The organism is Aeribacillus composti, from assembly GCF_007827555.1.
Classification (GTDB): domain Bacteria; phylum Bacillota; class Bacilli; order Bacillales; family Aeribacillaceae; genus Aeribacillus; species Aeribacillus composti.
This window is the reverse complement of the sequence record NZ_VISS01000029.1, coordinates 1-24,158: the sequence shown is the minus strand read 5'-3', so window position 1 is coordinate 24,158 and position 24,158 is coordinate 1. Positions and strand designations below refer to the sequence as shown.

Genomic DNA, 24,158 nt, shown 5'->3' with positions numbered 1-24,158 from the left:
GCGCTTTTTTTGCGGTCGTAAAAACGGCAAGAACGAAAGAAAGGAGAAAAACATTTTATTTTTTAAATTAACAAAAAAATTTGATTTTTCTATTTTTTCTTGACAAAAGAGGCGGTTGTAAAATAATATTATGTTAAACAGACGAAATAAATAAAAACGTAATATAAAAGAGGTGAAAAAAATGGATCAGGCAGCCCTTTTAAAAGAAAAAATTCAAAACGGTTTTATTGTTGAAGGCGTCGGTGACATGAATGAGGAATATTTAAAGGCATTAAAACAGACGTTGATTATTGTCGGAGATACAGAATTGTTAAGTGTGCCGCCGCTCCTTACTGTTTATGATCAAGCGCCCACTTTAAATAACAAAATTACAGCACTCGCCATTATGCAGGATGAAATCGGTCATGCACATATTGCTTTCAGGCTACTGAAAGATTTGGGCGAAGATACAGACGAATTATTGTACAATCGAGCCCCAAATAAATGGAAAAACCCTTATGCCTTTGACTTTGAACTGTCAAATTGGATTGAGCTTGGAGTGTTTAATGCGTTCTTTGACCGCGCCGGCTACACACTGCTTGGGGATGCGTTTGAGCATACATCTTACGGGCCATGGAAACGCGCATTAGTGAAAGTTGATAAAGAAGAATTGTTCCATCTTAGAAATGGTGAAATCATTATGAGAACAGCCATGAATGATCCGAAATTGCAAGAGGAAGTTCAAAAAGCGGTTGATTGGATGTTTTTAATGGCGCTTGAATTTTTTGGTGTAGAAGACCGTTTAAAATCCAGATCCGCACAGCTTGAATACCGCTTAAAAGGAAGAACAAACGATGAGCTCCGTCAAAAATGGCTGTCGACAGCAGTTCCATTCTGTGAATCAATTGGAGTAAAAGTTCCAGCTCATTATGATGAAGAACAAGGAAAATATGTGCTCGATGTCCCATTCCCTTGTAAATTTGATCCAGTCAATAAAAAATGGCTGTTCGACCAGCCGGACACATGGGAAAACGTCATTAAACGATTTAAACAAAGAGGGCCGCAAAATGAAAGGTTTGTAGGAAGAATTCAAAAAGGGGCAAAAGAATTAGAACAGCTGAGAAAAGAGGTGGTATGATGCAAAAACAAGCTGTGGATACGAAAAAATATTGGGAGGCGCTGAAAGAGGTGATGGATCCTGAATTCCCAATAAGCGTTGTCGATATGGGGCTCATTTACGACATTCAAATGAATGACGGGGAAGTGCATGTGACGATGACATACACAGCCGTTTCCTGCGCCTGCATGGATTGGATTGAAAGCGATATAAAAAATCGGCTTCTTGCAGAAGAAGAAGTAAAGGAAGTACACATAAATGTCGTATGGGATCCTCCATGGACGGTCGACCGTCTTAGCCCAGAGGGAAGGGAAAAATTAAAGTATTGGGGTGTAAGTGCAAAATGATCGCAGAAAAAATAACCTATGATATTTTTGCCCGCATTAATCGGGGAGACAACTTAATGCATATAGGCACGGTAGAAGCAGAAAACAGCGAGCTGGCAAAAGTGTATGCAACGTTTACGTACGACGAAGAGGATTGGACCGAAATGGTTGTCGTGGAACGAAACAAGCTGAATTGGGTGAAAAAACCTGATTGGCTATTTTCAGAGAAAGGAGCTGAAGCATTGTGAGCGTAATGGAACAAGGAACGCATTCTTTGATTGAATTGCTGGAGACAATAGCGGATAACAAATATGTGCTTGGCGACCGTTTAGTGGAAGTTGGTGTAAGCGGTCCGAATTTGGAAGCGACCTTGTCTGCTATAGCTATGGCTCAAGGAGAACTGGGGCATGCAAGACTTTTGTACAATTGGTGTTTTGATTTAAAAGGGGTAAAAGGCAAGAAGCCTGACATTCAAGCACAAACAGGAAAAGCTTTTCAAACAGCTGTAAACGTTCAAAACTGGATTTCTCTCATTGCTTCGCTATATGCAATCAATGCCGCAATCGATATCGTCTTTCAAACGGTGTTAAAAACAAGTCATTCCAAGGTTGCTTCACGGATTCAAAAGCTTGTCCGCGAACAACACGATCATATCATCTATGCAGAAAATTGGGCAAAACAACTTCTTCTTGATCAAGGAGCTGTCCCCTACAGATTTCAAGAAGCATTAAGGGAGGCTGCAGAGGAAGCAAAGGCTTGGCTTGCAAAAGTTGAAAAAAGTGAAGAATTGAAAAAGGAAGGTTATTTCCCGGAAACTCCTTCGTTCCCGGAAAAATTTGAAAAACGGCTGCAGCAATTAAATGCGGAACAGCTTGTTCAAGCAAAGTGAGTGATGCTCATGTCAGAATCAGGCGTTCTTTTAGAAATTCAAAACAAAGTGGCTATCATTCAATTAAATAACGCAAAACGTGCCAACGCATTAAGCAAATTTTTAGTAAAAGATCTTTCTTATGCGATAAACACGATAAAAGATCATTCGAATGTAAGCGCAGTTATTTTTACGGGAGGTGAAAGCAAAGCGTTTTGTGCAGGGGCGGATTTAAAAGAAAGGCAGTCCATGAGCGAACGAGAAGTGGAAGAATATGTCGCATTGCTCAGGAAAACATTTACAAATATCTCATCTTTGCCAATGCCGACGATTGCGGCTGTAAAAGGATTGGCTCTTGGAGGGGGATGTGAACTTGCTCTTGCCTGTGACATTCGTGTCATGGAAAAAGGGGCGCTCATCGGGTTGACGGAAGTTTCTTGGGGAATAATCCCGGGAGCCGGCGGCACTCAACGACTGGCGCAATTAGTAGGAATCGGCAGGGCCAAGCAGCTTATTTTTACAGCTGAAAAAATAAATGGCGAAAAAGCGTATGAAATAGGACTTGTCGAATATATTTGTGAAGCTGGCGAGGCAGAATTGAAAGCGCTTAACATAGCGGAAAAAATCTCGGAAAATTCAATTCATTCTGTCCGTTTAGCGAAGCAGGCTGTCGACAGTTTTGCTCGAGAACTAATGGAAAAAGGTCTGATAGCGGAATGGGATTGTTATCAAAAAACGATTTATCATCCGGATCGTTTAGAAGGATTGGCGGCTTTTCAAGAAAAACGCAAACCTGATTTTTCAAATGATAAATGAACAATGGAAGGAGAATAATGATGACAGTTGAAACAACTGCTAACAAAAATTTAACGGTGGTCAAAAACAGCGGAGTGGCGGAAATCCATCTTCACATCAATAAAACGAATGCCTATGGGCTGGAGTTTTATCAAGAATTCAACGCAGCGATCGATGAGCTTCGCTTCGATCCAAACATAAAAGTGGTCGTGCTGATGAGCGATGTGCCGAAATTTTTCTCGGCAGGAGCGGATATCAATTTCTTAAAAGCAGCGGATCCGCGCTATAAAACACAGTTTTGCCTGTTCTGTAATGAAACGCTGGATAAAATCGCCCGTTCGCCGCAAGTATATATCGCCTGTTTGGAAGGGCATACAGTCGGCGGAGGATTGGAAATGGCGCTAGGCTGCGATCTGCGTTTTATGGGAGATGAAGCAGGAAAAATCGGCTTGCCGGAAGTATCGCTTGGGGTGCTGGCTGGAACGGGAGGAACGCAGCGGCTCGCGCGGTTGATCGGGTATTCGAGAGCGCTGGATATGAATATTACAGGGGAAACGCTGACACCGCAGGAAGCGCTGGACATTGGTCTCGTCAACAAAGTGTTCCCGCAGGCGGAAACGAGAGAGCGGACGCTCGAGTATGCGAGAAAGATAGCTGAAAGCGCAAGCTATGCGGTTTCCAACATCAAGCTGTCGATCATGAACGGAAAGGAAATGCCATTGAACGTAGCCATCCGCTACGAAGGAGAGCTGCAAAACTTGTTGTTCCGCTCCGAGGATGCAAAAGAAGGATTAAGTGCATTTTTAGAAAAGAGAAAACCAAATTGGAAAGGGATATAAACGTTAGCTTTTCATATATATTGTGAAGCCTCCTGAATATATATCTTCTTCAGGCGGCTTCAATGCCGCTTCATCTATTCAAAAAATTGATATATAGGATGGTGAAAAAATGGATCTCCGCGGATTAGGTTTGCTTTACAATGCGGCAGTGCGGTTCATTGATGAAAGTGTAGAGAAAGGTTTGGGCGATAAAATAGCCATTTGTTATCGCGATGAGCGCATACACTATAATGAATTGCAGGAGAAAGTCAATCAGACAGGCAACATGCTCCGTGAGCTCGGTTATAAATTGGAAGACCGCCTTTTAATGGTTTGCCACGATACACCCGAATTTATTTATTCATTTTTTGGCGCCATAAAAATTGGTGCTGTCCCCATTCCGGTCAACACCATGATGAAGCCATCCGATTATGAATATTTTTTAAACAACAGCCGGGCAAAGGGCTTAATCATCCATGAAGATATTTGGGAAAAGATTGAAGTTTACAAAGAACGGTTTTGCTTTTTGAAGGATATCATTATCATTCCGGACAGTGAAAGCGAACAATCAGGCACACATTTAAATTTCCTCCAACTGATGAATAGGGCAAGCAAAAAGCTTGATGCAGCCATGACGAACAAGGACGATCAGGCCTTTTGGCTGTTCAGCTCCGGAAGCACCGGTAATCCAAAGGGCGTCATCCATTTGCAGCATGATATGGAATATGCTTTCAGCACATATGCGAAAAAAATATTGCATATAAGTGAAGAAGACCGATGCTTGTCCGCATCTAAACTGTTTTTCGCCTATGGCCTTGGCGGAGGAATGTACTTTCCTTTAGGAGCAGGAGCTTCAACTGTATTAGTGAAAGAACGCGCAACTCCGGAAGCAATGTTTCAGGCGATTGAAACGTACAAACCGACCATTTTCTTTGGGGTTCCGACTTTATATGGAGCGATGATTGATTATGTGTCGCGAACGGGAAAACAATTCGATTTGAGCTCGCTCAGAGTTTGTGTATCAGCTGGAGAAGCGCTTCCGAAAGCATTTTACCGCAAATGGAAAGAAATGTACAATGTCGATATTTTAGACGGAATTGGTTCAACAGAGGCTCTCCACATATTTTTATCCAATCGGATTGGAGATGTAAAGGCAGGAAGCTCTGGAAAAGTCGTTCCTGGTTATGAAGCAAAAATTGTCGACGAAATGGGCAGGGAATTGCCTCCAAATGAAATGGGAGATTTGTTGATTCGCGGAGACAGCATCGCACATGGATATTGGAACCTTCATGAGCAAAACAAGAAAAAATTTGTCGGAGAATGGCTTCATACAGGTGACAAATATTATAAAGACGAAGAAGGATATTTTTGGTATTGCGGGCGCTCCGACGATATGCTGAAGGTTGGCGGGATTTGGGTATCGCCTGTAGAAGTCGAAAATTGCCTTCTTCAACATGAAAATGTACTGGAAGCTGCAGTTGTCAGCGTGCAAAATGAAAATAATCTTGTCATTCCAAAAGCATATGTTGTTTTAAAAGATAGAACGCCCTCCAAAGAAATGGAAGATGAATTAAAAAACTTCGTGAAGCAGCAGCTGGCCCACTACAAATACCCACGAATTATAGAATTTATTGACGAACTTCCGAAAACAGCAACAGGAAAAATTCAGCGTTTTAAACTTCGGGAATTATTAAAATCGAATTCAGCTCAATAGTTTAAGACATAGCATTGAAAGGAGTACGTACATTTGAAAAGAAACGAATTTCAGCTCAGGGTGAACTTTGGAGATACGGATGCAGCCGGCATTGTATACTATCCGAATTATTTTAAATGGTTTGATATTGCAGGGCATCAATTTTTTAGAAGTATCGGCCTTGCTCCGGCTAAACTCATCAAAGAATACAGCATCATTCTTCCGCTGCTTGATGTCCGCTGTACGTTTGAGCAGCCGTTATATTATGACGACATTATCACTATTAAAACAGAAGTAGTGGAAGTGAACCGGAAAACAATAAAACTGAAGCATGAAGTATATCGTGAAGATACAAGAACCGGGCACGGATATGAGCTCAGGGGGTGGGTGAAAGAAGAAAACGGAAAAAAATTTGCAGTGCCCATACCTGAAGAGGTGAAAAAATTGCTTCAAGAAGACGGGTTTGGTGAACAGGCTCAGATCAATCCATGGCTCAGCGCATAAATGAACATTGAAAAAATGTAATGGAGGTGAGTAGCGTGGATCTTAACGTATCCATTCATGATGTGTTTGAAAAAGCATATAAGCGCTATCCTGATAAAGAATTCATTTACGATGGCTATAAACGTTTAACTTACAAAGATATCAAACAAATGTCCGATTCCATCGCCTCCGCTTTCCACCAGCTCGGTATAGGGAAAGGAGACCGCATCATTGCATGCCTGCCGAACTGGCATGAGTTTCTTGCCATATATTTTGCAATTGCAAAAATAGGCGCCATATTAGTTCCATGCAATACGCGATATCGTGTTGAAGAATTGTCTTATATAGTGGCCAATTCTGGTGCAAAAGCAATTTTTGTGGTAGAAGAGCATGGCCATTTCCATACGGTAAAATCTTTAATGGAAAGTAATGAAAACGCTTTAGAAATGGTGTTTACGGTGCGGTTTCAAGAAGATGGTCACCATTCCTTTGAAGATTTGCTGAAAATAGGACAGTCGAAGCTGCCGCCGGAAGTGTCCATCGATCCGAAGGAAGATGTGTTTTCCATTTTATATACTTCAGGAACAACAGGACTTCCGAAAGGTGCCATGCTCACGCATTTAAATTTTGTCCATAATGCCGCATGTACAGTGGAGGCGCTTCAATGCGACGAAAATGACGTATTTTTAGTGGTCGTTCCTGTCTTTCACGTGTTTGGCATGGTTCCAAGCATACTGGCAGCTGTGACTGCCTGTGCCAAAATGGTGTTTATGGAGCAATTTAAAGCGGAAGCTGTATTAAAAATGATTGAACAAGAAAAGATTACGATACACCATGGAGTTCCGACAATGTTTATATTGGAATTAAATCACCCTCAATTCAAATCCTATGACTTATCTTCGTTAAGAACAGGTATTATTGCGGCAGCACCATGCCCTGTCGAAGTCGTGAAAAAAATTAGAAATGAGATGGGATGCAATATAACTATTTCCTATGGTCAAACGGAAACATCTCCAGTTGTGACAATTACAAGCTTTACAGACAGTGACATCATTCGTTCAGAAACGGTTGGCAGAACGATTCCAGGAGTTGAAATTAAAGTTGTTGATGTGAATCGCCAAACTGTACCGACTGGAGAAATTGGCGAACTTGCTGTGCGCGGGTTAAATGTCATGAAAGGCTACTTTAACATGCCTGAAAAAACGAAAGAAGCCATTGATCAAGATGGCTGGCTTTATACAGGTGACTTAGTGACGCTTGATGAACAAGGTTATGTCCGCATCGTTGGACGGAAGAAGGAAATGATCATCCGCGGCGGCTACAACATTTATCCTCGAGAAGTTGAAGAAATTCTTTATAAACATCCGAATGTAGTAGAAGTAGCCATTATCGGGCTGCCTGACACTGTTTTAGGAGAGATTTCATGTGCGGCGGTAAAATTAAAAGACGGAGCTTTGGAAACGGAAGAATCGATGAAAAATTATTTAAAAGGAAAAATTGCTGACTACAAAATACCGGATAAAGTTGTTTTTGTCGATGAGCTGCCAATGACGCCGAGCGGAAAAATTAAAAAAGTAGAACTTCAGCAAAAATTAAAAGAAGATTTGCAAACAGAATTGCGATAATTTCATGCAAGGAAGATCAAACGGTAGACACATGTTTGATCTTCCTTCATCATAAAGTTAATCAACCTTCTGAAAAATTTGACATCCGATTGATGACCTACGGCTTCTTCATAACATTTTTTAAAAGAGTAGGAGTGAAACTGTTGAGACAAAAAGCGTCAAGATCGGAATTAATTGAAGTGGCTCAAGGACGGAGGCCCGCAGATTTAATTATCAAAAATGGTACGGTGATCAACGTCTATTCAGGAGAATTGTTGAAGCAAAATGTCGCTGTTTATCAAGACTCCATTGCATATGTCGGCGAACGGGATGTCCTTTCCGATGAACATACAAAAATTATTGATGCAGAAGGGATGTATGTTTCACCAGGTTTTATTGAACCGCATGCACATCCGTGGGTCATCTACAATCCTGTTAGTATGACTAGGAAAGTTCTTCCCCTTGGAACAACGACAACGGTAAATGACAATTTGTTTTTTTATTTGCATATGGGAGCTGCTGGATTTAAAAAAATGGTCAAAGACTTGAAAGACCTTCCGGGCAATTTTCTTTGGCTTGTCCGGCTTGTCTCGCAAGCGAATTTCAAAGGAGAAAGGGAATGGTTTAATCAAAAGGATGTCCAAGAGCTTTTAGAATTAGAAGAAGTTGTCGGAACAGCGGAGGTCACAAGATGGCCGCTTTTGTATCAGGCTGATTCCTTTTTGCTTGATACAATTGAAGTGGCAAAACAGAAAGGGAAAGTCGTGGACGGTCATACAGCGGGCTGTTCATATGAAAAATTGATTTCCATTGCTGCGAGCGGAGTCAGCGCTTGTCATGAAGCAATAACGGCAAAAGAGGCGCTGGACAGGCTGCGGTTGGGAATGTGGACGACTTTACGCAACAGCTCGCTTCGCCCTGATTTCCCTGAAGTTATAAAAATGATTACAGAAGGGAAAGTCAGTACACATCGAATTACGATGACAACCGACGGTCCGCACCCTGGGTTTATCGAAAAAGAAGGCTTTGTCGATGGATTGATCAGAAGAGCTGTAGAATTAGGAGTGCCGGTCATAAACGCGTTGCAAATGGCTACGATCAATGCAGCCGTTTATTTGCGATTAGATGATTATATCGGCGGGATTGCTCCAGGAAAATTGGCAGACATTTTACTTCTTCCAGATTTGAAATATTTTCGGCCGGATATCGTCATTTCAAGAGGTGAAGTCGTAGCCGAGCAAGGAAATTTGCTTGTGTCGACACCAAAACTAAATTGGAATCAATATGTTGTCCGGGAGCCATTTGCGTTTTCGAAGCAACTTTTGGACGATTTAAACTTGTACCGTTACCCATATTCAAGTACTGAACAAACTGTTCCGGTCGCTTATTTTAAAAGCAATGTCATTACGCAGCGAAAAGATGTTAAGCTTCCAGAAGCAGAGGGATTCGCAGATATTTCCGGTGAAGAAGGCTTATTGTATGCATCGTTAATTGACCGGAACGGAAAGTGGGTGTCGAAAGCGATATTAGAACGATTTGCCGTTCATCTAGATGGGATGGCGTCAACTTACAATACTACAACAGAATTGCTTGTGATCGGAAGAAATCCAAAAGCGATGGCCCAGGCGGCTAAAAGAGTGCATGAACTAGGAGGAGGAATCGTCATTGTTGATGGCGAGGACATTGTGGTTGAAATACCTCTTCCATTTACCGGCATGATGACGGACGATTCATCATTTGATCAAGCTGTTCGATATCATGATGAGCTGTTAGCAGCCGTGCAGCAAAGAGGATTCCCATTCCATGACATTTTATATACGCTATTGTTTTTAACTTGTGATTTCTTGCCCGGTCTTCGTCTTATTCCATTTGGTTTGTATGATGTTAAGAAAAATGAAATGCTGCTTAAAGCGGAACCAATAAAAGATCAAATCGCGAAGTAAAACTAGAAAAAGAGAGCTGAGCCGTTTCCTCCAGGGGGGCAGCCCAAAAAGTCAGAGTTAACTGACTTTTTGAAGCCCCTTCATTTTAGGAACTTATCGGACAGGCCATTTTTCCAATCTTGTTTATATCCTTCAGAAGTCTTATGAAGGACTTTTCTTATATTCGGTTCTTCAAAAGTTTTATGACAGACATTCAGCATATACAATCGCTTCTTGTTGGACCTCATTGCCTCTATGAAGGCCATTTACAAATTTTATTCGATTATTTTTGTCCTTCACAGCAGTATTTCTCCAAAATCCTTCATTTTAGGAACTCAACGGAGAGCCCCTTCTTACAATTAGTCAAGAATTTTTCGTAACTATTTGTTTCAGTGGATTTATTTAGGAGGCAGTGGTACCCCTTCCTCCTAAATAAATTTACGCATGCCTAATAGATCTAACGATTTTTGTTTTTTTCACTAGATCAAATATGTTATATTTTTCCTGAACAATTGCGAAGTTGCTGATGCGATTTCGTAATTGTACGTTAAAATGTGTGTATTAAGATGGAAGAGACACTTCAATAACTTATTCACAAAAGCGATGGACGCAACTTTATGACATTTGTTATAAGGTTGCGGTTTTAATTTGTCGTAATATTCTACAAAATGATTGTTTCCAATGCGTCGTTGGCGTTAACGATTCCCTTTTCTTATCCACGATCTCATGGATTCAACATATTAAACCTGATCTTATAAGATCCGTGAAGTAGGCCAGTTATTTCAATGCGAACCTATCGTTCTTTAGGCTGTCACGACCTTTTCTCCACTTCTACTAAAAAAATAGCAGCGCAGACATTGGTCGTGGTCTGTGCTACTAATCTTAATATGTTTTTTTCGGGTTTCACATTGTTGAAGCCTCATTTGAGAGCAACAAGGATAAATACATGCTGAATCTCCTACTATTTGTTTTTTTATATAGTAAACTCCTTTTCTGGTGCACTTTAATCAATCGGGAAGCAGGCTGGATGGACGAAAATGGACAAGAAACATTCTGGGAATGTCGGTACAGTTTGGAAAAGATGTACTTATCGTTTGTTCCAACATTTGAAAATCGGCAGGAAGAATCGTTTAAAAAATAGCAGATGCGGAAAACTCAGTTCATCATTATCTTACAGTTCGTTTCAAAAGCAAAAATTTCCTGGGAAAAGCTTGAAAACTATAATCCAATTTTTCGGTTGATGGCGGTGCTTCTCATCGTCTGTCCATTGGTTGGCGAACAAATAAAAGTTTTGAACATCTGCCAGTTACAAACAGACAGAAAATAGTTTAGAAGAGATGTACTCACTGTTTTAAATAGCACAATCATATAAATCAAACTTTGAAAAAGGACAACAGTCTTTCACAGCGTAAAAAGCTGTGCTTTTTTGACGCAAAAAAATTTTTCCAGAAAGTATTGTCATTTTTTTCATAATAAAGTATGATTTATCTGTATTAAGAATTATAATACAGTTAATACAGATGTGGGGGCTGCGGGAAAATGCTTGATATAGATTTTCGAAGCCGAAAACCGATCTATGAACAGCTTGTCGATCAAATAAAAGAGATGATTGTAAGCGGAGTGCTGAAAGGGGGAGAACAACTTCCCTCCGTCAGAGTGCTTGCGCAGCAATTGACGGTGAATCCAAATACAATTCAAAAAGCTTACCGTGAGCTGGAGAGGATCGGATATATTTACTCGATTCAGGGAAAAGGAAATTTTGTTTCGGAGAAGATTGAGGCATCTAATCAGGAAGAGCTGAAAATGGTTAAAGAAAATTTGCAAAAATTAGCACAACAAGCATTATTTTTAGGGATGCAATCTGATGAGCTCCTGCAGATCATGGAGGAAATTATCAAAGATCATCAAGGGGGAAAAAGAGATGATTGAAGTCAAAAAGGTATATAAATCATTTCAAAATGCGACTGTGTTATCTAACATCGATTTACAAATTGAAAAAGGATCCATCTTCGGGCTTCTAGGTTCAAACGGCGCTGGAAAAACGACGTTGTTGAAGCTGATCGCAGGTTTGTATAAACAAGATAGGGGAGACATTTTAATTGATAAAAAACCTGTATTTGAAAATGAAGACATTAAGCAAAGATTCATATTCCTTACAGATATTCCTTATTTTTTCCCTCATTATACGATCAAACAGATGGCGAATTTTTATGAAAACATATATCCATCCTTCAGCAGAGAACGATTTCAAACATTGCAGGATGTATTTGATCTAGATCTTAAGCAAAAAATTTATCGCCTGTCAAAAGGAGTTCAGCGTCAAGTGGCATTTTGGCTCGCTTTTTCCGCAATGCCTGAACTGCTCATTTTAGACGAGCCGTTTGACGGTTTAGATCCGGTCATGAGGAAAAAAATGAAAAATATAATCATCCAAGATGTGGCAGCGAGAGAAATGACTGTGATCGTCTCTTCCCACAACTTGCAGGAAGTAGAGGATATAAGCGACCATATCGGCATTTTGCATAAAGGTGAACTGCTAATAAAACGGAATTTGGATGACCTAAAGTCGAATATACACAAAGTGCAAATTGCCTTTCAAGGAAGCGTTCCTTCGGAAATGCTGCAGCAGCTTCAAATTGTCTATCAGGAACAAAGAGGCAGCGTGCATTTATTCATTGTAAAAGGAAATGCTGATGAATTTTCCAGCTATATAAAAAGCTTTAAGCCTCTTTTATTCGATTTGCTCCCGCTTACATTGGAGGAAATTTTTATTTATGAAATGGGGGAAAAAGGATATGCAATCGAAAACATCCTTATTTAAAAAAGAGCTGTTAATTCAAAATTTCCGTTCTGTCGGGTGGGTAGGACTAGCGTTTTTGATCGGTCTAATTCTATCAGTACCGATGGAAATTGCGGTGTTGTTTTCCGGGAGAGAGAATTATAATGAAGAGAACATATATGAAAGTTTGTTTTCCATTGCACAAGAACTTCAATTATTCATGTTAATCGTGATACCTGTGCTTATGTCCATTTTTTTGTTTCGGTTCCTGCATGTAAAGCAATCCAGCGATTTTCTTCATAGTCTTCCGATTAATCGGAAAATGCTTTTTTGGCATCATTGGCTGACGGGTGTTGTGTTTTTAATCGTACCTGTCATGATTACTTCTCTAATATTGGCCGTTTTTATACAGGTGTTTGATTTGTCGAGCTATTTTCGTGATTTGAACCTTGTTAGATGGTTTTGTACTTATTTAGCATATACGCTATTATTGTTTTCTATCGGCACCTTCTCTGCCATGCTGACAGGAATTAGCACGATTCAAGCCATATTGACATTGATTATTTTATTGTTTCCTTTCGGGGTTTATCAACTTATAGTGTACAATTTGCAATACATTTTGTTTGGATTTCCGAGCGGCTATTATTTGAATAATAATCTTTGGATCGAATTTTTTTCACCGCTTACGAGGCTGATTTCCCTCGAATTCCAGCCTTTCTCTTGGTGGGAAATCGCCGTTTATTTATTGCTAGCAGCCTTGTTTTGCTGTATTTCCTTGCTTCTGTATACACGGCGGCCAGTCGAATATGTGTCACAAGCTGTTATTTACTGGAAGCTTAAACCGGTTTTTAAATATGGCGCCACTTTTTGTACGATGCTTCTCGGCGGAATGTATTTTGGCATTATTGACTATAGAGGAAGCTTATTATGGATTTGTACTGGATATGTAGTAGGTGCACTTATCGGTTACTTTATAGCTGAAATGATCTTGCAGCAGACGTGGCGAATCAAGCCTAAATTAAAAGGATTGTTTATTTATTTTATTGCAGTGATACTCGTATTCATTTTGACCGGTTCTGGTGCGGGAGGATATGAGAAAAAGGTTCCGAGAGTTGCAGAAATACAGTCGGTATTTTTCAGCAACTTTTGGTACTTCGATGACAAGATGACTAATAGATTCATTTACAAGGAACCGAAAATAATCGAAGCAATTCAAAAGCTGCATACAGAAATCGTTGCCGAAAATAGATCCAAAGATGTTTCCGAACCTGAACCGTTGTTTATCGTCTATTATTTAAAAAATGGAAGCAAATCGATCCGCCAATATGAAGTTGATCGGAAATCGTTCGAACGATATTTGAAGGAGATTTATGAATCGAAGGAATATAAAAAAGCAACCTATGAAGTTCTAGACGTAAACGATCAAGATGTTGAACAAATAGTATTTCATTCTAACTATCCAAACTACTATGTTGAAAAAGTGGATATTGCCAATAATTCTGATCAACTAGCAAAAGCATTAAAAGCATTAAAAAATGACATCACGAATCTTACATATGAAGATATGACCGATGAAAGAAAAGACTGGGGAGAAATTGAAATCATTCTAAAAAATAATAAGCAATTATTCATTCCATGGAAAAAAAGCTTTAAAGAGTTCGATGAGTGGATGAAGAATAACGGAACGGTTAAAAACGCAAGAGTGACAGCTGATGATGTCCAATATGTACTCATAACGGAGAATAACATCAATCACGATTTGGATTATAAAAATATGCTGAAAGAAATTGAACAAGATCCGCAAACGGTCAAAATTGTAGATAAACAGTTGATTGAGCAATGCTTGCAAGATGAAACAGAATCGACTTCAGGAAAAAATATTATGTTCATTGTTTATAAAAATGGAAATTATGAGGTTGGCAGCTTTGCTCATCCAGAAATAGCTGAATCGATCAAGAAACAGGCAAAAAAATAAAAAAGGATTGGAGAATTATGGATGATATAATATCCGCTCAAGAGAGCTTTCAAGACATCTATTGTATGTTTTATAAAAAAGTGTACCGGATTGCTTTTTCCATAACGAAAGATGTACATTTGGCAGAAGATGTATTGCAGGAAACATTTTTGAAATTTTATCAAAAGGCTGAACAAATTGAGGATATGGAAAAAATCTCTGGTTGGCTCGGTACAGTAGCAGCGAGAACTGCGATAGATTTTCTTCGGAAGGAACAGAAAACGCCGTGCCCCCTTGATGAATTATCTATCAGTCAAGGGGGCAATGTGGAACAAACAGCAGAATATGAATGGCTGAAAGAGACCATTTCTCAAGAAATTCGGAAACTAAAACCGAAATACCGCGAAATTTTAGAATTGAAATTGTATTATGATTTAAAAGAACAGGAATTAGCTCAACAGCTAAAGCTTTCGAAAGGAACAGTTAAAACTAGGCTTCACAGGGCAAGACGCACGCTGAAAGTGTCGTTGAAAGATGCGATGTAAAGTTCGGGTGCTCTTGCCCCTTTTTTACGTCTTTTCCCAGATTTTTAAAATCAGGGGAGAAGCTTATGAATTTTTCGCTTTTCGATATTGATACTGCTTCCATTGGAACCGGATAAAGCAGCCGATGCAAAATCCTAAAATCGCAATGAAAGCCGCTGAAAAAACTAAAATCGAAAAAATATATCCTAAAACATCAATATGAAAAGAAAATCCGATAAAAGCTAGCAGCAAGCATGTGCAGGCAATGATTTGATTGAATTGCTGATCAGATCTGTCTTCTAAATGATAGGACGAATGTGGTTTTCGTAAAAACGTTTTAGCGGCCGCCATAATCGGATTGACACCAAAAATGAGTCCAATCAAGCCAGCAATAAGCGGAATAAGAAGAAAAAGCGGCTCGTGTGTGATCCAAGTGATCAAAACAGACAAAACAATTGTCCATTGATTCGTTCTAACTAGAGGACGAGGGATGCCGTCCATGGAAATCCCACCTTTCCATATATGTTTTATGATATTTATATCATAAATGTGCAGGCATTGCATCTTTTTTGATTTTGATCAAGCCTCCATTCATATAATTATGTTACAATGGTTGGTAGATATTATGGAAATTAGGGGGATATGAAAATGTCAATCGGTTATGTAAATGGTCGCTTTGTTGACCTCAATGAACCGGTGATCCCGATTGATGAAAGAGGACACCAGTTTGGCGACGGAGTGTATGAGGTGATCCGCGTTTATAACAAAAAGCCGTTTATGCTGCGCGAGCATTTAGAGCGGTTACAGACAAGTGCTGAAGCGATTAAATTAAAACTCGATCAAACATTGGAGCAATATGAACAGCTGATAAAAGAAGCAATTGAAAAATCAGGATTAACAGATTGCGACGTCTATTTGCAAATTACGCGCGGAGTGGCCGTTCGAAATCATTTGTTTCCAGATGTTTCTGTTTCAACAACGATGACCGTAAGACCTGCAAAGCAATTGCCCCATCATTTGCGGGAGGACGGCGTTTCTGCTATATTCCATGACGATGAGCGGTGGGCCAATTGCTATATTAAATCGCTTAACTTATTGCCGAATATTTTAGCTAAACAAACCGCCCATGAAAAAGGAAGCTATGAAGCGATTTTAGTCCGTGATGAATATGTGACGGAAGGGTCGAGCTCCAACGTATTCATCGTCAAAAACGGAACAATTTATACGACGCCGCTATCAAAGCATATATTGTCAGGAATTACAAGAATGGCGGTAAAATCGATCATTGAAACAGAAGGTTTAACATTAGTAGAAGAAAAGTTTACGAAAGAGGATGTACTTGAAAGCGATGAAGTCTTCATTACGAGCACAACTTCTGAAATTTTACCAATCGTGACCGTAGACGGGCAAAAAATTGGCACGGGAAAACCGGGTGAGATCGCGACAACACTTTATCAAAAATTCCAAGAAAAAATCGCAAACGAATAACGAGCCTATTGAATGTAAAAGCCTGCAAGAAATCTTTCCTGCCAGGCTTTTTTTTATCATAAAAAACAGGGGGAAAACATGAATATTATTGATCTTCATTGTGATGCGCTGATGAAGCTGGCGAATGCTAAAGGAAAGCTGAAGTTTGCTAACGCCTCGTATTTGGATACGAATAAACAAAGATTGATCAAAGGTAAAATTAAGGTTCAATGCTTTGCCGTTTTTATCGATCAAAAAATAAAAACTGAATACAAATTCCAAGCGGCGCTTGAACAAATCGATCTGTTTTTTACAGAAGTGCTTGGAAACAATCCGGAAATGAAACAAATAAAGGATTGGTCTGATTTTTATAAGCTTGAGGAACATGAAATTGGGGCGATGCTGACTCTCGAAGGTGTTGATGCGATTGGCGGAGATCTCTACAAACTTCGACTTCTTTATCAGCTGGGAGTTCGATCGGTTGGATTGACATGGAATTATGCCAATCTGGCAGCTGATGGAGCACTTGAAGATCGAGGCGCTGGTGTAACAGCATTTGGCAAGGAAATCATAAAAGCAAACAATGAGCATCGCGTTTTCACTGATGTCTCCCATTTATGCGAGCGTGCGTTTTGGGATGTAATCGAGCTTGCGGATTATCCGATTGCGACCCATTCAAACGCCCGCGCCTTATGTGATCATCAGCGCAATTTAACCGATGAACAGGCAAGGGCAATGTTTCAAAAAGGCGGTACCATTCACATCGTGTACGCGCCCCAATTTTTAACAACTAATGATCAGGCAGCAATCAAAGATGTAATCAAACATATCGACCATTTTTGCATGCTAGGTGGAGTGAAACAAATCGGACTTGGCTCTGATTTTGACGGAATTGAGCAAAAAGTAATAGGATTGGAAGATGCGGCAAAAACACAAAACTTGATCAATGAACTGCTGAAATATTATAATGAGGACGAAGTGAAAGGATTTGCGTATCAAAATTTTCTCAATCATTTACCGAAATAGGTGCAAAAGCAAACTGTTAAGATTGCTTTTTTTTTGGGTTTAAATCCCCAAAAACATACTTGACTTATCGGAATTATAAACATTATAATAAAAAAAACGAACGATTAAAGGTGGTTAATTTTATGGAAAAAATGTACTATATTCCGAGCCAACAGGCATCGTTAGCTGCCACATTGCATATACCGAACGCTCCAGCTAAAAACGAAAAATTTCCGGTTGTTGTTATTTGTCACGGTTTTATAGGAAGCCGAATAGGTGTCAACCGATTGTTCGTCAAAGCAGCCAACCATTTTGCTTCGCTCGGATTTGCAGTTTTGCGGTTTGATTACGAAGGCTGCGGCGAAAGCAGCGGTATTTACGGAACTTATGGCCTCGACCGCTTTATTGAACAAACGATTCATGTTATCGATTTTGTTGAAAAGCTTCCTTTCATCGACAAACATGAATTATATTTGCTTGGCCATAGTTTAGGAGGAGCAGTGGCGACACTCACAGCTGTACGGGATGACCGCGTGAAGAATTTGGCGATTTGGGGAGCGGTCGGTCGGCCATTTGAAGATATAGCGGCCATAGTTGGAAAGGAAGGCTTAGAAGAAGCAGAATCAAGCCAATATGTTGATTATGAAGGCTATTCCTTAACGAAAACATTTTTCCACTCGCTTGAACAGTACACTCCTTTACAAGAGGCAAAATCGTTTACAGGTGACGTATTCGTTGCCCACGGAACAGAAGATGAAGTCATTTCTCCTTCTTATGCTTGCCTGTATGAAAAAAGCTTCAAAAAAAGGGCTAACAGCGTTGAAAAATCACTCATTATCGGCGGAAACCATACATTTTCGTCTATTTGTCATTCAACCGAATTGTTTCAACAAACAGGAGAATGGCTTGAACGGCAAAGAAAGTTAAACGATGATCGAAAAAAAAAGATTATTTAATGAAAGAGTTTCTAAACGAAAAAGAAGGTTGACCGGACAGCTCGGTCAACCTTCTTTTTTTAATAATAAGGAGAAATCAAGATGTATACAAGAACACCAGTAAATGAGACGTATAGCCAAATCGGCATCGCCCAGCGAACAATTTTCCGGTGTTTTTCTACCTGTCTTGACATTCCCCAGAAAAAGGCAAACAATGCAAGCGGAACAATGACGGCTGCTAATATACTATGGGAAGTAAGAATAAATAAATAAAATGTTTTCATAAATCCTTCACCGCCATAACGGGTCGGTTCAGATTGCAAAAAATGATAGGTTAAATAAGAAATACAAAATAAGGTGGTCGTTGTAAACGCTGCGATGATAAAGTTCCGGTGTACTTTGATATTTTTCTTTTTAATTGCATAAAGAGCAGCGAGCAGAAAGACGAACGTAAAGCTGTTAAAAATCGCATTAAGTCTTGGGAAAATCGTCAAATCAAAATGGACTTCGCCTCGATATCCGAGTGGAGAGAAAAATAACAGTAAAATAACGGCATTTATAATAACTGAGAGTGTCACAACAATGCCGGTGTAATTTTTTTTGTTGTGAGGCTGTTCATAGTTTTGAATGGAGTCCATTTTTTTCCTCCTAACATAAATTTTCTCATTGTATATTTTATCATTTTAAAATGGATTTAAAAGTGACAAAGTGGTGAAAATCGAAATTTTGACAAATCTCTACTTAAATTCTAGAAAAATTTTGATAAAATGGAAATAAAGAAAAAATAGTTCTTTTGGAGGGGATGAGGATGTACAAAAAAATATTAGTTCCTATGGATGGATCTGCCCATTCTACACGCGCGCTTGAGCATGCTGTAAAACTTGCCAAAACAGTTGGGTCTGAAAAAATTACGATTTTGCATATCAATAATTTAAGATTTACAGAGCAGTATTATTTTGTTGATATTTCCAAATTAATTGATGAAGAGAACGAAGCGATTTTAAAACCAGCGATTGAATTCCTTACTGAAAGCAACGTCCCGCATGAAACACATATTTTCCAAGGAGAGCCAGCAACAATTATTACGGATTATGCAAAAGAACATGACTATTCCATCATTGTAATGGGGAGTGCAGGAAAAGGCGCGCTTAAAGCAACGTTGTTGGGAAGCGTCAGCCGAAAAGTAGCTCAAGAGGCTCACTGTCCAGTCTTAATCATTAAATAAAAATAAGAAATTTGTCCATTTTAGTTTACATACGAGCTAAAATGGGCTTTTTTTGTTTGCTATAAAGTGAAAGGGAGAAATTGTTCAAAGCTTTTGATCATTACTGGATAGGATGAAATGAAGAGGGGATGGGCACTGCAGAGAATAACAATATGCCTTAAATTACAGCAGAAGCTGTTTTGGGAATACTTTACAATTGTTGTGGCAAGAAAGGCGGTTTGCGGCATGCACTGCCCATGAATAACAGCAGTATAAACGTATTTGTGCATTAAATGAAAAACGTAGAGCAACGACGTCTGGTTTATAAGCAATCAACTTTCTGCAAGGAAAAGCAAATCAATTGCTCTATTGTGTACATCAATCGGCACCAGCTGTTACAACTTGACAAAAGAAAGGGACCCAAAATGCTGACCTTTTTGGATCCCTGCTTTTATGGCCAAAAATGAGTGCAAACGTTAAAATACTGGAACATCTTTTTATGGGAATCGCTTTAAAATCCCTTTTCCTTTTCACACATTTCCACTGCAAAGCTTCTTTAGCAGGACAGATCATTTTTTTCATTAAAATAGGCATCAAACGTTTCAGCTTTCAAAATTTCTGTTGAACGTTTCCATAGATTTGGGAAGCGGATCGCATTCAACACTATAAGAATAGGCATTGTATGCATTTAATATTTCGGTCGCCAACTGCATGTGACGAGGATTTCATTTTTTTGATATCTCTGATACAGTTACAAACTCATAACCTTGTTGTTTTAAATATGGCAAGATTAGCTTCAATGCCTCTACTGTGGATGAATGAATATCGTGCATTAAAATGATGGAACCGTTTTTTGTCTTGGCTTGAACGATTTTAAGTACTTTTTTTGGGTCATCCGTTTTCCAATCTAATGTATCTACAGTCCATAGAATGATAGGCTTTTCAATAGCTGATCTGACCTTTTGATTAACAGCCCCATATGGAGGGCGGACGCAATTCGCTTTTAAGCCCGATGCCTTGAAAATTTCTTGATCGGTCATATTTATTTCTTCAAGTATTTTCTCTTTTTTTATAGTTGTAAAATCTTTATGGCTAAAGCTGTGGTTGCAAATTTCATGTCCTTCCGAACCTATTCTTTTTACAATATTAGGATAAAAATTAACTCTTTGACCAATCACAAAAAAAGTGGCTTTTGCATGATACGATTTTAATAAATCCAAAATTTCTGTTGTATATTTTGGGTGAGGTCCGTCATCAAATGTTAGAGCAACTATTTTTTTGCTTTTGATCGGCTCGTCTTTTTGGATGGGAGGTTTTTTCGGCAATGGTTCTGCTTTTTTTGGTTTGTTTTCTTCCATCCATAATCGCTTCCGCCACTCCTCTGTCAATAACTCTTTTCCTTTCGTTAAAGGAATGGAAATTTCAGGACTTTCAGCACCTTCTGTTACTTCATTGCTATGAAACTTGAAAACAATGAATTTGTTTGTCAAATAAATATTGGAAAAATCGTTATATGGGTGATTGAGCCACTTGTTAAGCTTCTTTTTGCTAAAGCTTTTTTTATATTTTTTTGATTGAAGAAACTGGTCCGTCAATTGAACATGCAGCTTTTCTTTTGTTTTTTCATCGATTTCAAGAATGTCTTGGCTGTTTATAAAACGTTCTGCTGCCAAATCGACTATGAAGATTTTAAAGTCTTTACTTTCTTTTTCCCCATCTGAATGGCTTTCTGAAGTAAAAACAAAAGAATAGACGCTGTCTGTGACCGGATAGAGGCGAAAAGTCAGAGAAAAATTCGACGGATCTTTGAACAAGCGCCATTTTTGGGATTGAATTTGTTCGTGAAACCGTCTTTTCTCTTCTTTGACGTAAGACTGGATGGATGCATTCAGTTTGCTGCTTTGAAATCTCGGATAGTGTATGGCGGAATGGAATTCTTTTTTATCCTCAATATCTGAAATTAAGTCAACTCCATCATATTGCGATTTTTCTATTTGTTTGCTTCCATTTGCTGGGACAGACTGTACCCTTAATGTTTTGTAATAAAAAGACATTAAAAAAATGAAAATGATCGAAATGAAAACGATGCCGCTTATTTTCCATACAAACGATTTCACTAATGTTCACTGCCTTCTTTAAATAAATGCCGTATGTAAAATGTCAACGAATATAGAGTACTATCAGGATGAAAAGATGTCAAAGCCGTTTTCCATTTTTAATAAATTTTTTTAAAATTGGCTTTTATATCCATCCATTTCTACGATCCTTGTGAAATTCGAAATATCATCATAAATATATTGTTTCAGTCCGTTTTCTTGAGCTTGATTCATGTACTTGATGATTCTTTATCTTCTTGTCATTTCATTCTTGCTTCGGTTTGGATATGCGCTTCACCAATCTTTTTTGAAAGCTTCGTAAAGAGGTATGGATCTATTTTAAATGTTAGTTGTCGTTCGAAACCTTTATCTCAACCTGTTTCGTGACGATCTAGCGGTGAATAAAGAAGCCGAGAGAATGCGTAAAATATTTATCAAATATTCAAGATGTTGAATGGTCGATTTGCTGCTAGCAGAGCCGTTGTAATGTTCATTTCATAAATAAATTTTTTGTTGCTAAACGAAAGCTTCCCTATTTTTTTTAAGTAAATGATGATTTATTCCATTCTAGAAGTTTCCAACTAATATATTTAGACGCTCTTTCTTTAATATATGGTTCAGTCTGCTGAGAAAATTCACCTGAATTTGCATAATATGGATTACGACTAAGTATCGTTTGTAATGTCAATCGCCAAAGGAGTGTCATATACTGACTTTCATGTTTTTCTTCCTCCGGCGGACTTATGTAGCAGTTTTGTGGAACATTGCACATTGGGGTGTCGGAAGCCGCATAGCGAATTTTAATAGCGTTTTTTACTGTATTCTGAAAATAGATCAGTTGGGGATAAGCGGTTTTTACTTCGGGACTCCAGCCTACAAAAGGTTTTATGTTCAGCTGGAGAAGGGAGATTATATATGAATTTTTTAATTTTCAGAATTGGTAAGCAAGTTTCTTTACATTTTTTTTCGATTGCGCTTACAATGAAATTATAAACATTTTTTGCAAAGGAGGAGTTAAGATGTACGATGTGATTATTGTTGGTGCCGGTCCTGCGGGGGCAAGTGCTGCGTTGTTTACGGCGAAGGCTGGAAAGAAAACATTAGTTTTAGATCACGATAAATCAATGACGAAAAGGGCATGGATCGAAAACCACTATGGTGTTTTAGAAATTACAGGTCCTGATTTAATCGATATTGGGAAAAAACAGGCGGAAAAGTTTGGAGCAGAAATAAAAAACGAGCAAGTGGAAACAATTGAAACAAAACAGGATGGACACGTCGTCAAAACCGATGGCGGTTCGTATGAAGCGAAGCATGTCATTTTAGCGACAGGAGTATTGACGGATTTAGCCGAGAAAATTGGATTAAAAACAAAAGACGGAACAGAGCCTCGCATCAAAACAATATTCGATGTGGATTCAAATGGAAAAACAAATATTGACGGAATTTGGGCAGCAGGTACAGCTGCTGGCGTAAGTGTACATACAATCATTACCGCAGGTGACGGTGCAAAAGTGGCCATCAATGTCATCAGCGAGCTGAATGGCGAACGGTACGTCGATCATGATATATTGAAAAATTAATTTCAAAAAAGACAGGACATTCATTTGTCTTGTCTTTTTTTATGATTTAAAACTCGAATATAGGTGTAAGTCCAAAATATGTAAAACTTTATACCAATGGGAAATTGTTATGGAAAAATATCTCTTGTGCAGGGAGTTTCTAAAAGAACAAAGTACAGTGTATTCAGCAAAATGTTTCCAAAAGACATATGTAAACGCCGAACCTTTGCTGGAATATTTATGAATAATATGAAAAGATTTTTTAATGAATTCTAGATTAGAAGATGTTAGGGTAATAGAGAGCGAAAAAAAGGAGGTAGGATTTATGAAGAAAATAAAAAAATTCATCTTCTCCTCATTTATTGCTCTTGCTGCCATTGTTTTCACCGGACAAGGAAGTGAGGCAAGCGCTGCCTATTCGGTGAAAGAAGGAGATACACTCTGGAAAATTGGTCTAAAATACGGGGTTTCAGTTCAAAAACTAAAATCCGTTAACAATAAAACAACTGATGAACTATATGTTGGAGAAGAGTTGACTATTCCGCCAACTATCTCAGCAAGTGAAAAAGATTTATTGGCTAGATTAGTAGAAGCAGAAGCAAAAGGAGAACCATACGAAGGAAAAGTTGCGGTTGCCACTGTTGTACTAAATCGCGTAGACAGCCCTTTATATCCTGATACAATTACAGAGGTTATTTATCAAGATCGCCAATTTACTCCTGTAGCAAATGGAGAGATTAACAAGCCTGCAAGTGAGGAATCCAAAAGAGCAGTAAATGAAGCTTTGGCATTCCACGGTTTAGGTCAAGGCTCCCTATATTTTTATAATCCGAAAAAGACGGACGACCAATGGGTTCGAACTAAAAACACAACAATTGTGATAGGCGATCACGTCTTTGCGAAATAAGGAAGCTGCTGCTTATCAGCAGCTTCCATTAGCATTGCATAAATATAGTTAGAATTTTCTGTTAATTAATTTTTGTGAATTTGTGCCAAAAAGACAAAACCTAAAGAAAGGTGGCACTGC

Annotated in this window: 23 protein-coding genes and 1 pseudogene; 20 read left to right on the top strand and 4 right to left on the bottom strand. The window is 38.8% G+C overall.

The annotated features are described in order from the left end of the window. The first annotated feature begins 181 nt into the window (after window positions 1-181). From FB379_RS14275 to FB379_RS14230, 10 genes are all read left to right on the top strand, one after another. On the top strand, window positions 182-1,117 hold the full coding sequence (locus tag FB379_RS14275; protein ID WP_066251026.1) for a Phenylacetic acid catabolic protein: 936 nt from the start codon (window positions 182-184) through the stop codon (window positions 1,115-1,117). Then, window positions 1,117-1,443, top strand: a complete 327-nt coding sequence (locus tag FB379_RS14270; protein WP_144598248.1) for a metal-sulfur cluster assembly factor — start codon at window positions 1,117-1,119, stop codon at window positions 1,441-1,443. The genes FB379_RS14275 and FB379_RS14270 overlap by 1 nt, the downstream gene beginning before the upstream one ends. Then, window positions 1,440-1,670, top strand: coding sequence for a hypothetical protein (locus FB379_RS14265; RefSeq protein WP_063388948.1), 231 nt, complete (start codon window positions 1,440-1,442; stop codon window positions 1,668-1,670). Before FB379_RS14270 ends, FB379_RS14265 begins: the two co-directional genes overlap by 4 nt. After that, window positions 1,667-2,311 carry a Phenylacetic acid catabolic protein gene (locus tag FB379_RS14260; protein WP_375338787.1) on the top strand — a complete coding sequence of 215 codons (645 nt, stop codon included), beginning with the start codon at window positions 1,667-1,669 and terminating at the stop codon, window positions 2,309-2,311. The genes FB379_RS14265 and FB379_RS14260 overlap by 4 nt, the downstream gene beginning before the upstream one ends. A gap of 9 nt (window positions 2,312-2,320) precedes the next feature. Then, window positions 2,321-3,106, top strand: coding sequence for an enoyl-CoA hydratase-related protein (locus FB379_RS14255; RefSeq protein WP_144598247.1), 786 nt, complete (start codon window positions 2,321-2,323; stop codon window positions 3,104-3,106). A gap of 17 nt (window positions 3,107-3,123) precedes the next feature. Continuing rightward, window positions 3,124-3,924: an enoyl-CoA hydratase/isomerase family protein gene (locus tag FB379_RS14250; protein ID WP_144598246.1), complete on the top strand. Its 801-nt coding sequence runs from the start codon at window positions 3,124-3,126 to the stop codon at window positions 3,922-3,924. A 109-nt stretch (window positions 3,925-4,033) separates the two neighbouring features. Continuing rightward, a complete protein-coding gene (locus FB379_RS14245; RefSeq protein WP_094245477.1) occupies window positions 4,034-5,617 on the top strand; it encodes a benzoate-CoA ligase family protein in 1,584 nt (527 codons plus the stop codon). Between the two features lie 33 nt (window positions 5,618-5,650). Beyond that, window positions 5,651-6,100, top strand: coding sequence for an acyl-CoA thioesterase (locus FB379_RS14240; RefSeq protein WP_144598245.1), 450 nt, complete (start codon window positions 5,651-5,653; stop codon window positions 6,098-6,100). Between the two features lie 35 nt (window positions 6,101-6,135). Next, entirely contained in the window at window positions 6,136-7,704 is a 1,569-nt protein-coding gene (locus FB379_RS14235; RefSeq protein ID WP_242009339.1) for a long-chain-fatty-acid--CoA ligase, read from the top strand. A 143-nt stretch (window positions 7,705-7,847) separates the two neighbouring features. Beyond that, a complete protein-coding gene (locus FB379_RS14230; protein ID WP_066251041.1) occupies window positions 7,848-9,626 on the top strand; it encodes an adenine deaminase C-terminal domain-containing protein in 1,779 nt (592 codons plus the stop codon). A gap of 458 nt (window positions 9,627-10,084) precedes the next feature. Here the strand turns inward: FB379_RS14230 and FB379_RS18815 are convergent. Beyond that, window positions 10,085-10,300: pseudogene (locus FB379_RS18815) on the bottom strand (hypothetical protein); the annotation flags it as partial. A gap of 844 nt (window positions 10,301-11,144) precedes the next feature. On the opposite strand from FB379_RS18815, the gene FB379_RS14220 reads away from it, so the two are divergent. The 4 genes from FB379_RS14220 to FB379_RS14205 are packed head-to-tail and all read left to right on the top strand — an operon-like array spanning window position 11,145 to window position 14,883. Further along, window positions 11,145-11,534, top strand: a complete 390-nt coding sequence (locus tag FB379_RS14220; RefSeq protein WP_063389422.1) for a GntR family transcriptional regulator — start codon at window positions 11,145-11,147, stop codon at window positions 11,532-11,534. Then, window positions 11,527-12,426, top strand: coding sequence for an ABC transporter ATP-binding protein (locus FB379_RS14215; protein ID WP_117017216.1), 900 nt, complete (start codon window positions 11,527-11,529; stop codon window positions 12,424-12,426). Before FB379_RS14220 ends, FB379_RS14215 begins: the two co-directional genes overlap by 8 nt. After that, the gene (locus FB379_RS14210; RefSeq protein ID WP_144598243.1) at window positions 12,401-14,359 is read left to right on the top strand and encodes a DUF6449 domain-containing protein; all 1,959 of its coding nucleotides are present in this window, start codon (window positions 12,401-12,403) and stop codon (window positions 14,357-14,359) included. The genes FB379_RS14215 and FB379_RS14210 overlap by 26 nt, the downstream gene beginning before the upstream one ends. 17 nt (window positions 14,360-14,376) lie before the next feature. After that, the gene (locus FB379_RS14205; protein ID WP_063389419.1) at window positions 14,377-14,883 is read left to right on the top strand and encodes an RNA polymerase sigma factor; all 507 of its coding nucleotides are present in this window, start codon (window positions 14,377-14,379) and stop codon (window positions 14,881-14,883) included. Window positions 14,884-14,946: 63 nt separating this feature from the next. Here FB379_RS14205 and FB379_RS14200 read toward each other — a convergent pair whose 3' ends face one another. Continuing rightward, a complete protein-coding gene (locus FB379_RS14200; RefSeq protein WP_130156953.1) occupies window positions 14,947-15,363 on the bottom strand; it encodes a DUF4395 domain-containing protein in 417 nt (138 codons plus the stop codon). A gap of 147 nt (window positions 15,364-15,510) precedes the next feature. Here FB379_RS14200 and dat point away from each other — a divergent pair, with 147 nt between their 5' ends. From dat to FB379_RS14185, 3 genes are all read left to right on the top strand, one after another. Continuing rightward, window positions 15,511-16,350, top strand: a complete 840-nt coding sequence (gene dat / locus FB379_RS14195; RefSeq protein ID WP_144598242.1) for a D-amino-acid transaminase — start codon at window positions 15,511-15,513, stop codon at window positions 16,348-16,350. 78 nt (window positions 16,351-16,428) lie between these two features. After that, window positions 16,429-17,355, top strand: a complete 927-nt coding sequence (locus tag FB379_RS14190; RefSeq protein ID WP_144598241.1) for a dipeptidase — start codon at window positions 16,429-16,431, stop codon at window positions 17,353-17,355. Window positions 17,356-17,465: 110 nt separating this feature from the next. Continuing rightward, window positions 17,466-18,290: an alpha/beta hydrolase gene (locus tag FB379_RS14185; RefSeq protein WP_277874809.1), complete on the top strand. Its 825-nt coding sequence runs from the start codon at window positions 17,466-17,468 to the stop codon at window positions 18,288-18,290. A gap of 59 nt (window positions 18,291-18,349) precedes the next feature. Here the strand turns inward: FB379_RS14185 and FB379_RS14180 are convergent, their stop codons facing one another. Continuing rightward, window positions 18,350-18,907 (bottom strand): DUF420 domain-containing protein, encoded by a 558-nt coding sequence (locus tag FB379_RS14180; protein ID WP_063389414.1) that lies wholly within the window; start codon window positions 18,905-18,907, stop codon window positions 18,350-18,352. A 170-nt stretch (window positions 18,908-19,077) separates the two neighbouring features. On the opposite strand from FB379_RS14180, the gene FB379_RS14175 reads away from it, so the two are divergent. After that, complete coding sequence (locus FB379_RS14175; protein WP_158640205.1) at window positions 19,078-19,494, top strand: universal stress protein; 417 nt, start codon at window positions 19,078-19,080, stop codon at window positions 19,492-19,494. 704 nt (window positions 19,495-20,198) lie between these two features. Here FB379_RS14175 and FB379_RS14170 read toward each other — a convergent pair. Further along, complete coding sequence (locus tag FB379_RS14170; RefSeq protein ID WP_063389411.1) at window positions 20,199-21,590, bottom strand: polysaccharide deacetylase family protein; 1,392 nt, start codon at window positions 21,588-21,590, stop codon at window positions 20,199-20,201. 998 nt (window positions 21,591-22,588) lie between these two features. On the opposite strand from FB379_RS14170, the gene FB379_RS14165 reads away from it, so the two are divergent. Beyond that, on the top strand, window positions 22,589-23,152 hold the full coding sequence (locus FB379_RS14165; protein WP_063389410.1) for an FAD-dependent oxidoreductase: 564 nt from the start codon (window positions 22,589-22,591) through the stop codon (window positions 23,150-23,152). Between the two features lie 304 nt (window positions 23,153-23,456). Beyond that, the gene (locus FB379_RS14160; RefSeq protein WP_063389409.1) at window positions 23,457-24,038 is read left to right on the top strand and encodes a cell wall hydrolase; all 582 of its coding nucleotides are present in this window, start codon (window positions 23,457-23,459) and stop codon (window positions 24,036-24,038) included. Window positions 24,039-24,158 lie beyond the last annotated feature (120 nt).

Coding starts and splice junctions, on each gene's coding strand:
- FB379_RS14275 (WP_066251026.1), top strand. CDS start 182: ATGGATCAGGCAGCCCTTTTAAAAGAAAAAATTCAAAACGGTTTTATT.
- FB379_RS14270 (WP_144598248.1), top strand. CDS start 1,117: ATGCAAAAACAAGCTGTGGATACGAAAAAATATTGGGAGGCGCTGAAA.
- FB379_RS14265 (WP_063388948.1), top strand. CDS start 1,440: ATGATCGCAGAAAAAATAACCTATGATATTTTTGCCCGCATTAATCGG.
- FB379_RS14255 (WP_144598247.1), top strand. CDS start 2,321: ATGTCAGAATCAGGCGTTCTTTTAGAAATTCAAAACAAAGTGGCTATC.
- FB379_RS14250 (WP_144598246.1), top strand. CDS start 3,124: ATGATGACAGTTGAAACAACTGCTAACAAAAATTTAACGGTGGTCAAA.
- FB379_RS14245 (WP_094245477.1), top strand. CDS start 4,034: ATGGATCTCCGCGGATTAGGTTTGCTTTACAATGCGGCAGTGCGGTTC.
- FB379_RS14220 (WP_063389422.1), top strand. CDS start 11,145: ATGCTTGATATAGATTTTCGAAGCCGAAAACCGATCTATGAACAGCTT.
- FB379_RS14215 (WP_117017216.1), top strand. CDS start 11,527: ATGATTGAAGTCAAAAAGGTATATAAATCATTTCAAAATGCGACTGTG.
- FB379_RS14210 (WP_144598243.1), top strand. CDS start 12,401: ATGCAATCGAAAACATCCTTATTTAAAAAAGAGCTGTTAATTCAAAAT.
- FB379_RS14205 (WP_063389419.1), top strand. CDS start 14,377: ATGGATGATATAATATCCGCTCAAGAGAGCTTTCAAGACATCTATTGT.
- FB379_RS14200 (WP_130156953.1), bottom strand. CDS start 15,363: ATGGACGGCATCCCTCGTCCTCTAGTTAGAACGAATCAATGGACAATT.
- dat (WP_144598242.1), top strand. CDS start 15,511: ATGTCAATCGGTTATGTAAATGGTCGCTTTGTTGACCTCAATGAACCG.
- FB379_RS14190 (WP_144598241.1), top strand. CDS start 16,429: ATGAATATTATTGATCTTCATTGTGATGCGCTGATGAAGCTGGCGAAT.
- FB379_RS14180 (WP_063389414.1), bottom strand. CDS start 18,907: ATGGACTCCATTCAAAACTATGAACAGCCTCACAACAAAAAAAATTAC.
- FB379_RS14175 (WP_158640205.1), top strand. CDS start 19,078: ATGTACAAAAAAATATTAGTTCCTATGGATGGATCTGCCCATTCTACA.
- FB379_RS14165 (WP_063389410.1), top strand. CDS start 22,589: ATGTACGATGTGATTATTGTTGGTGCCGGTCCTGCGGGGGCAAGTGCT.
- FB379_RS14160 (WP_063389409.1), top strand. CDS start 23,457: ATGAAGAAAATAAAAAAATTCATCTTCTCCTCATTTATTGCTCTTGCT.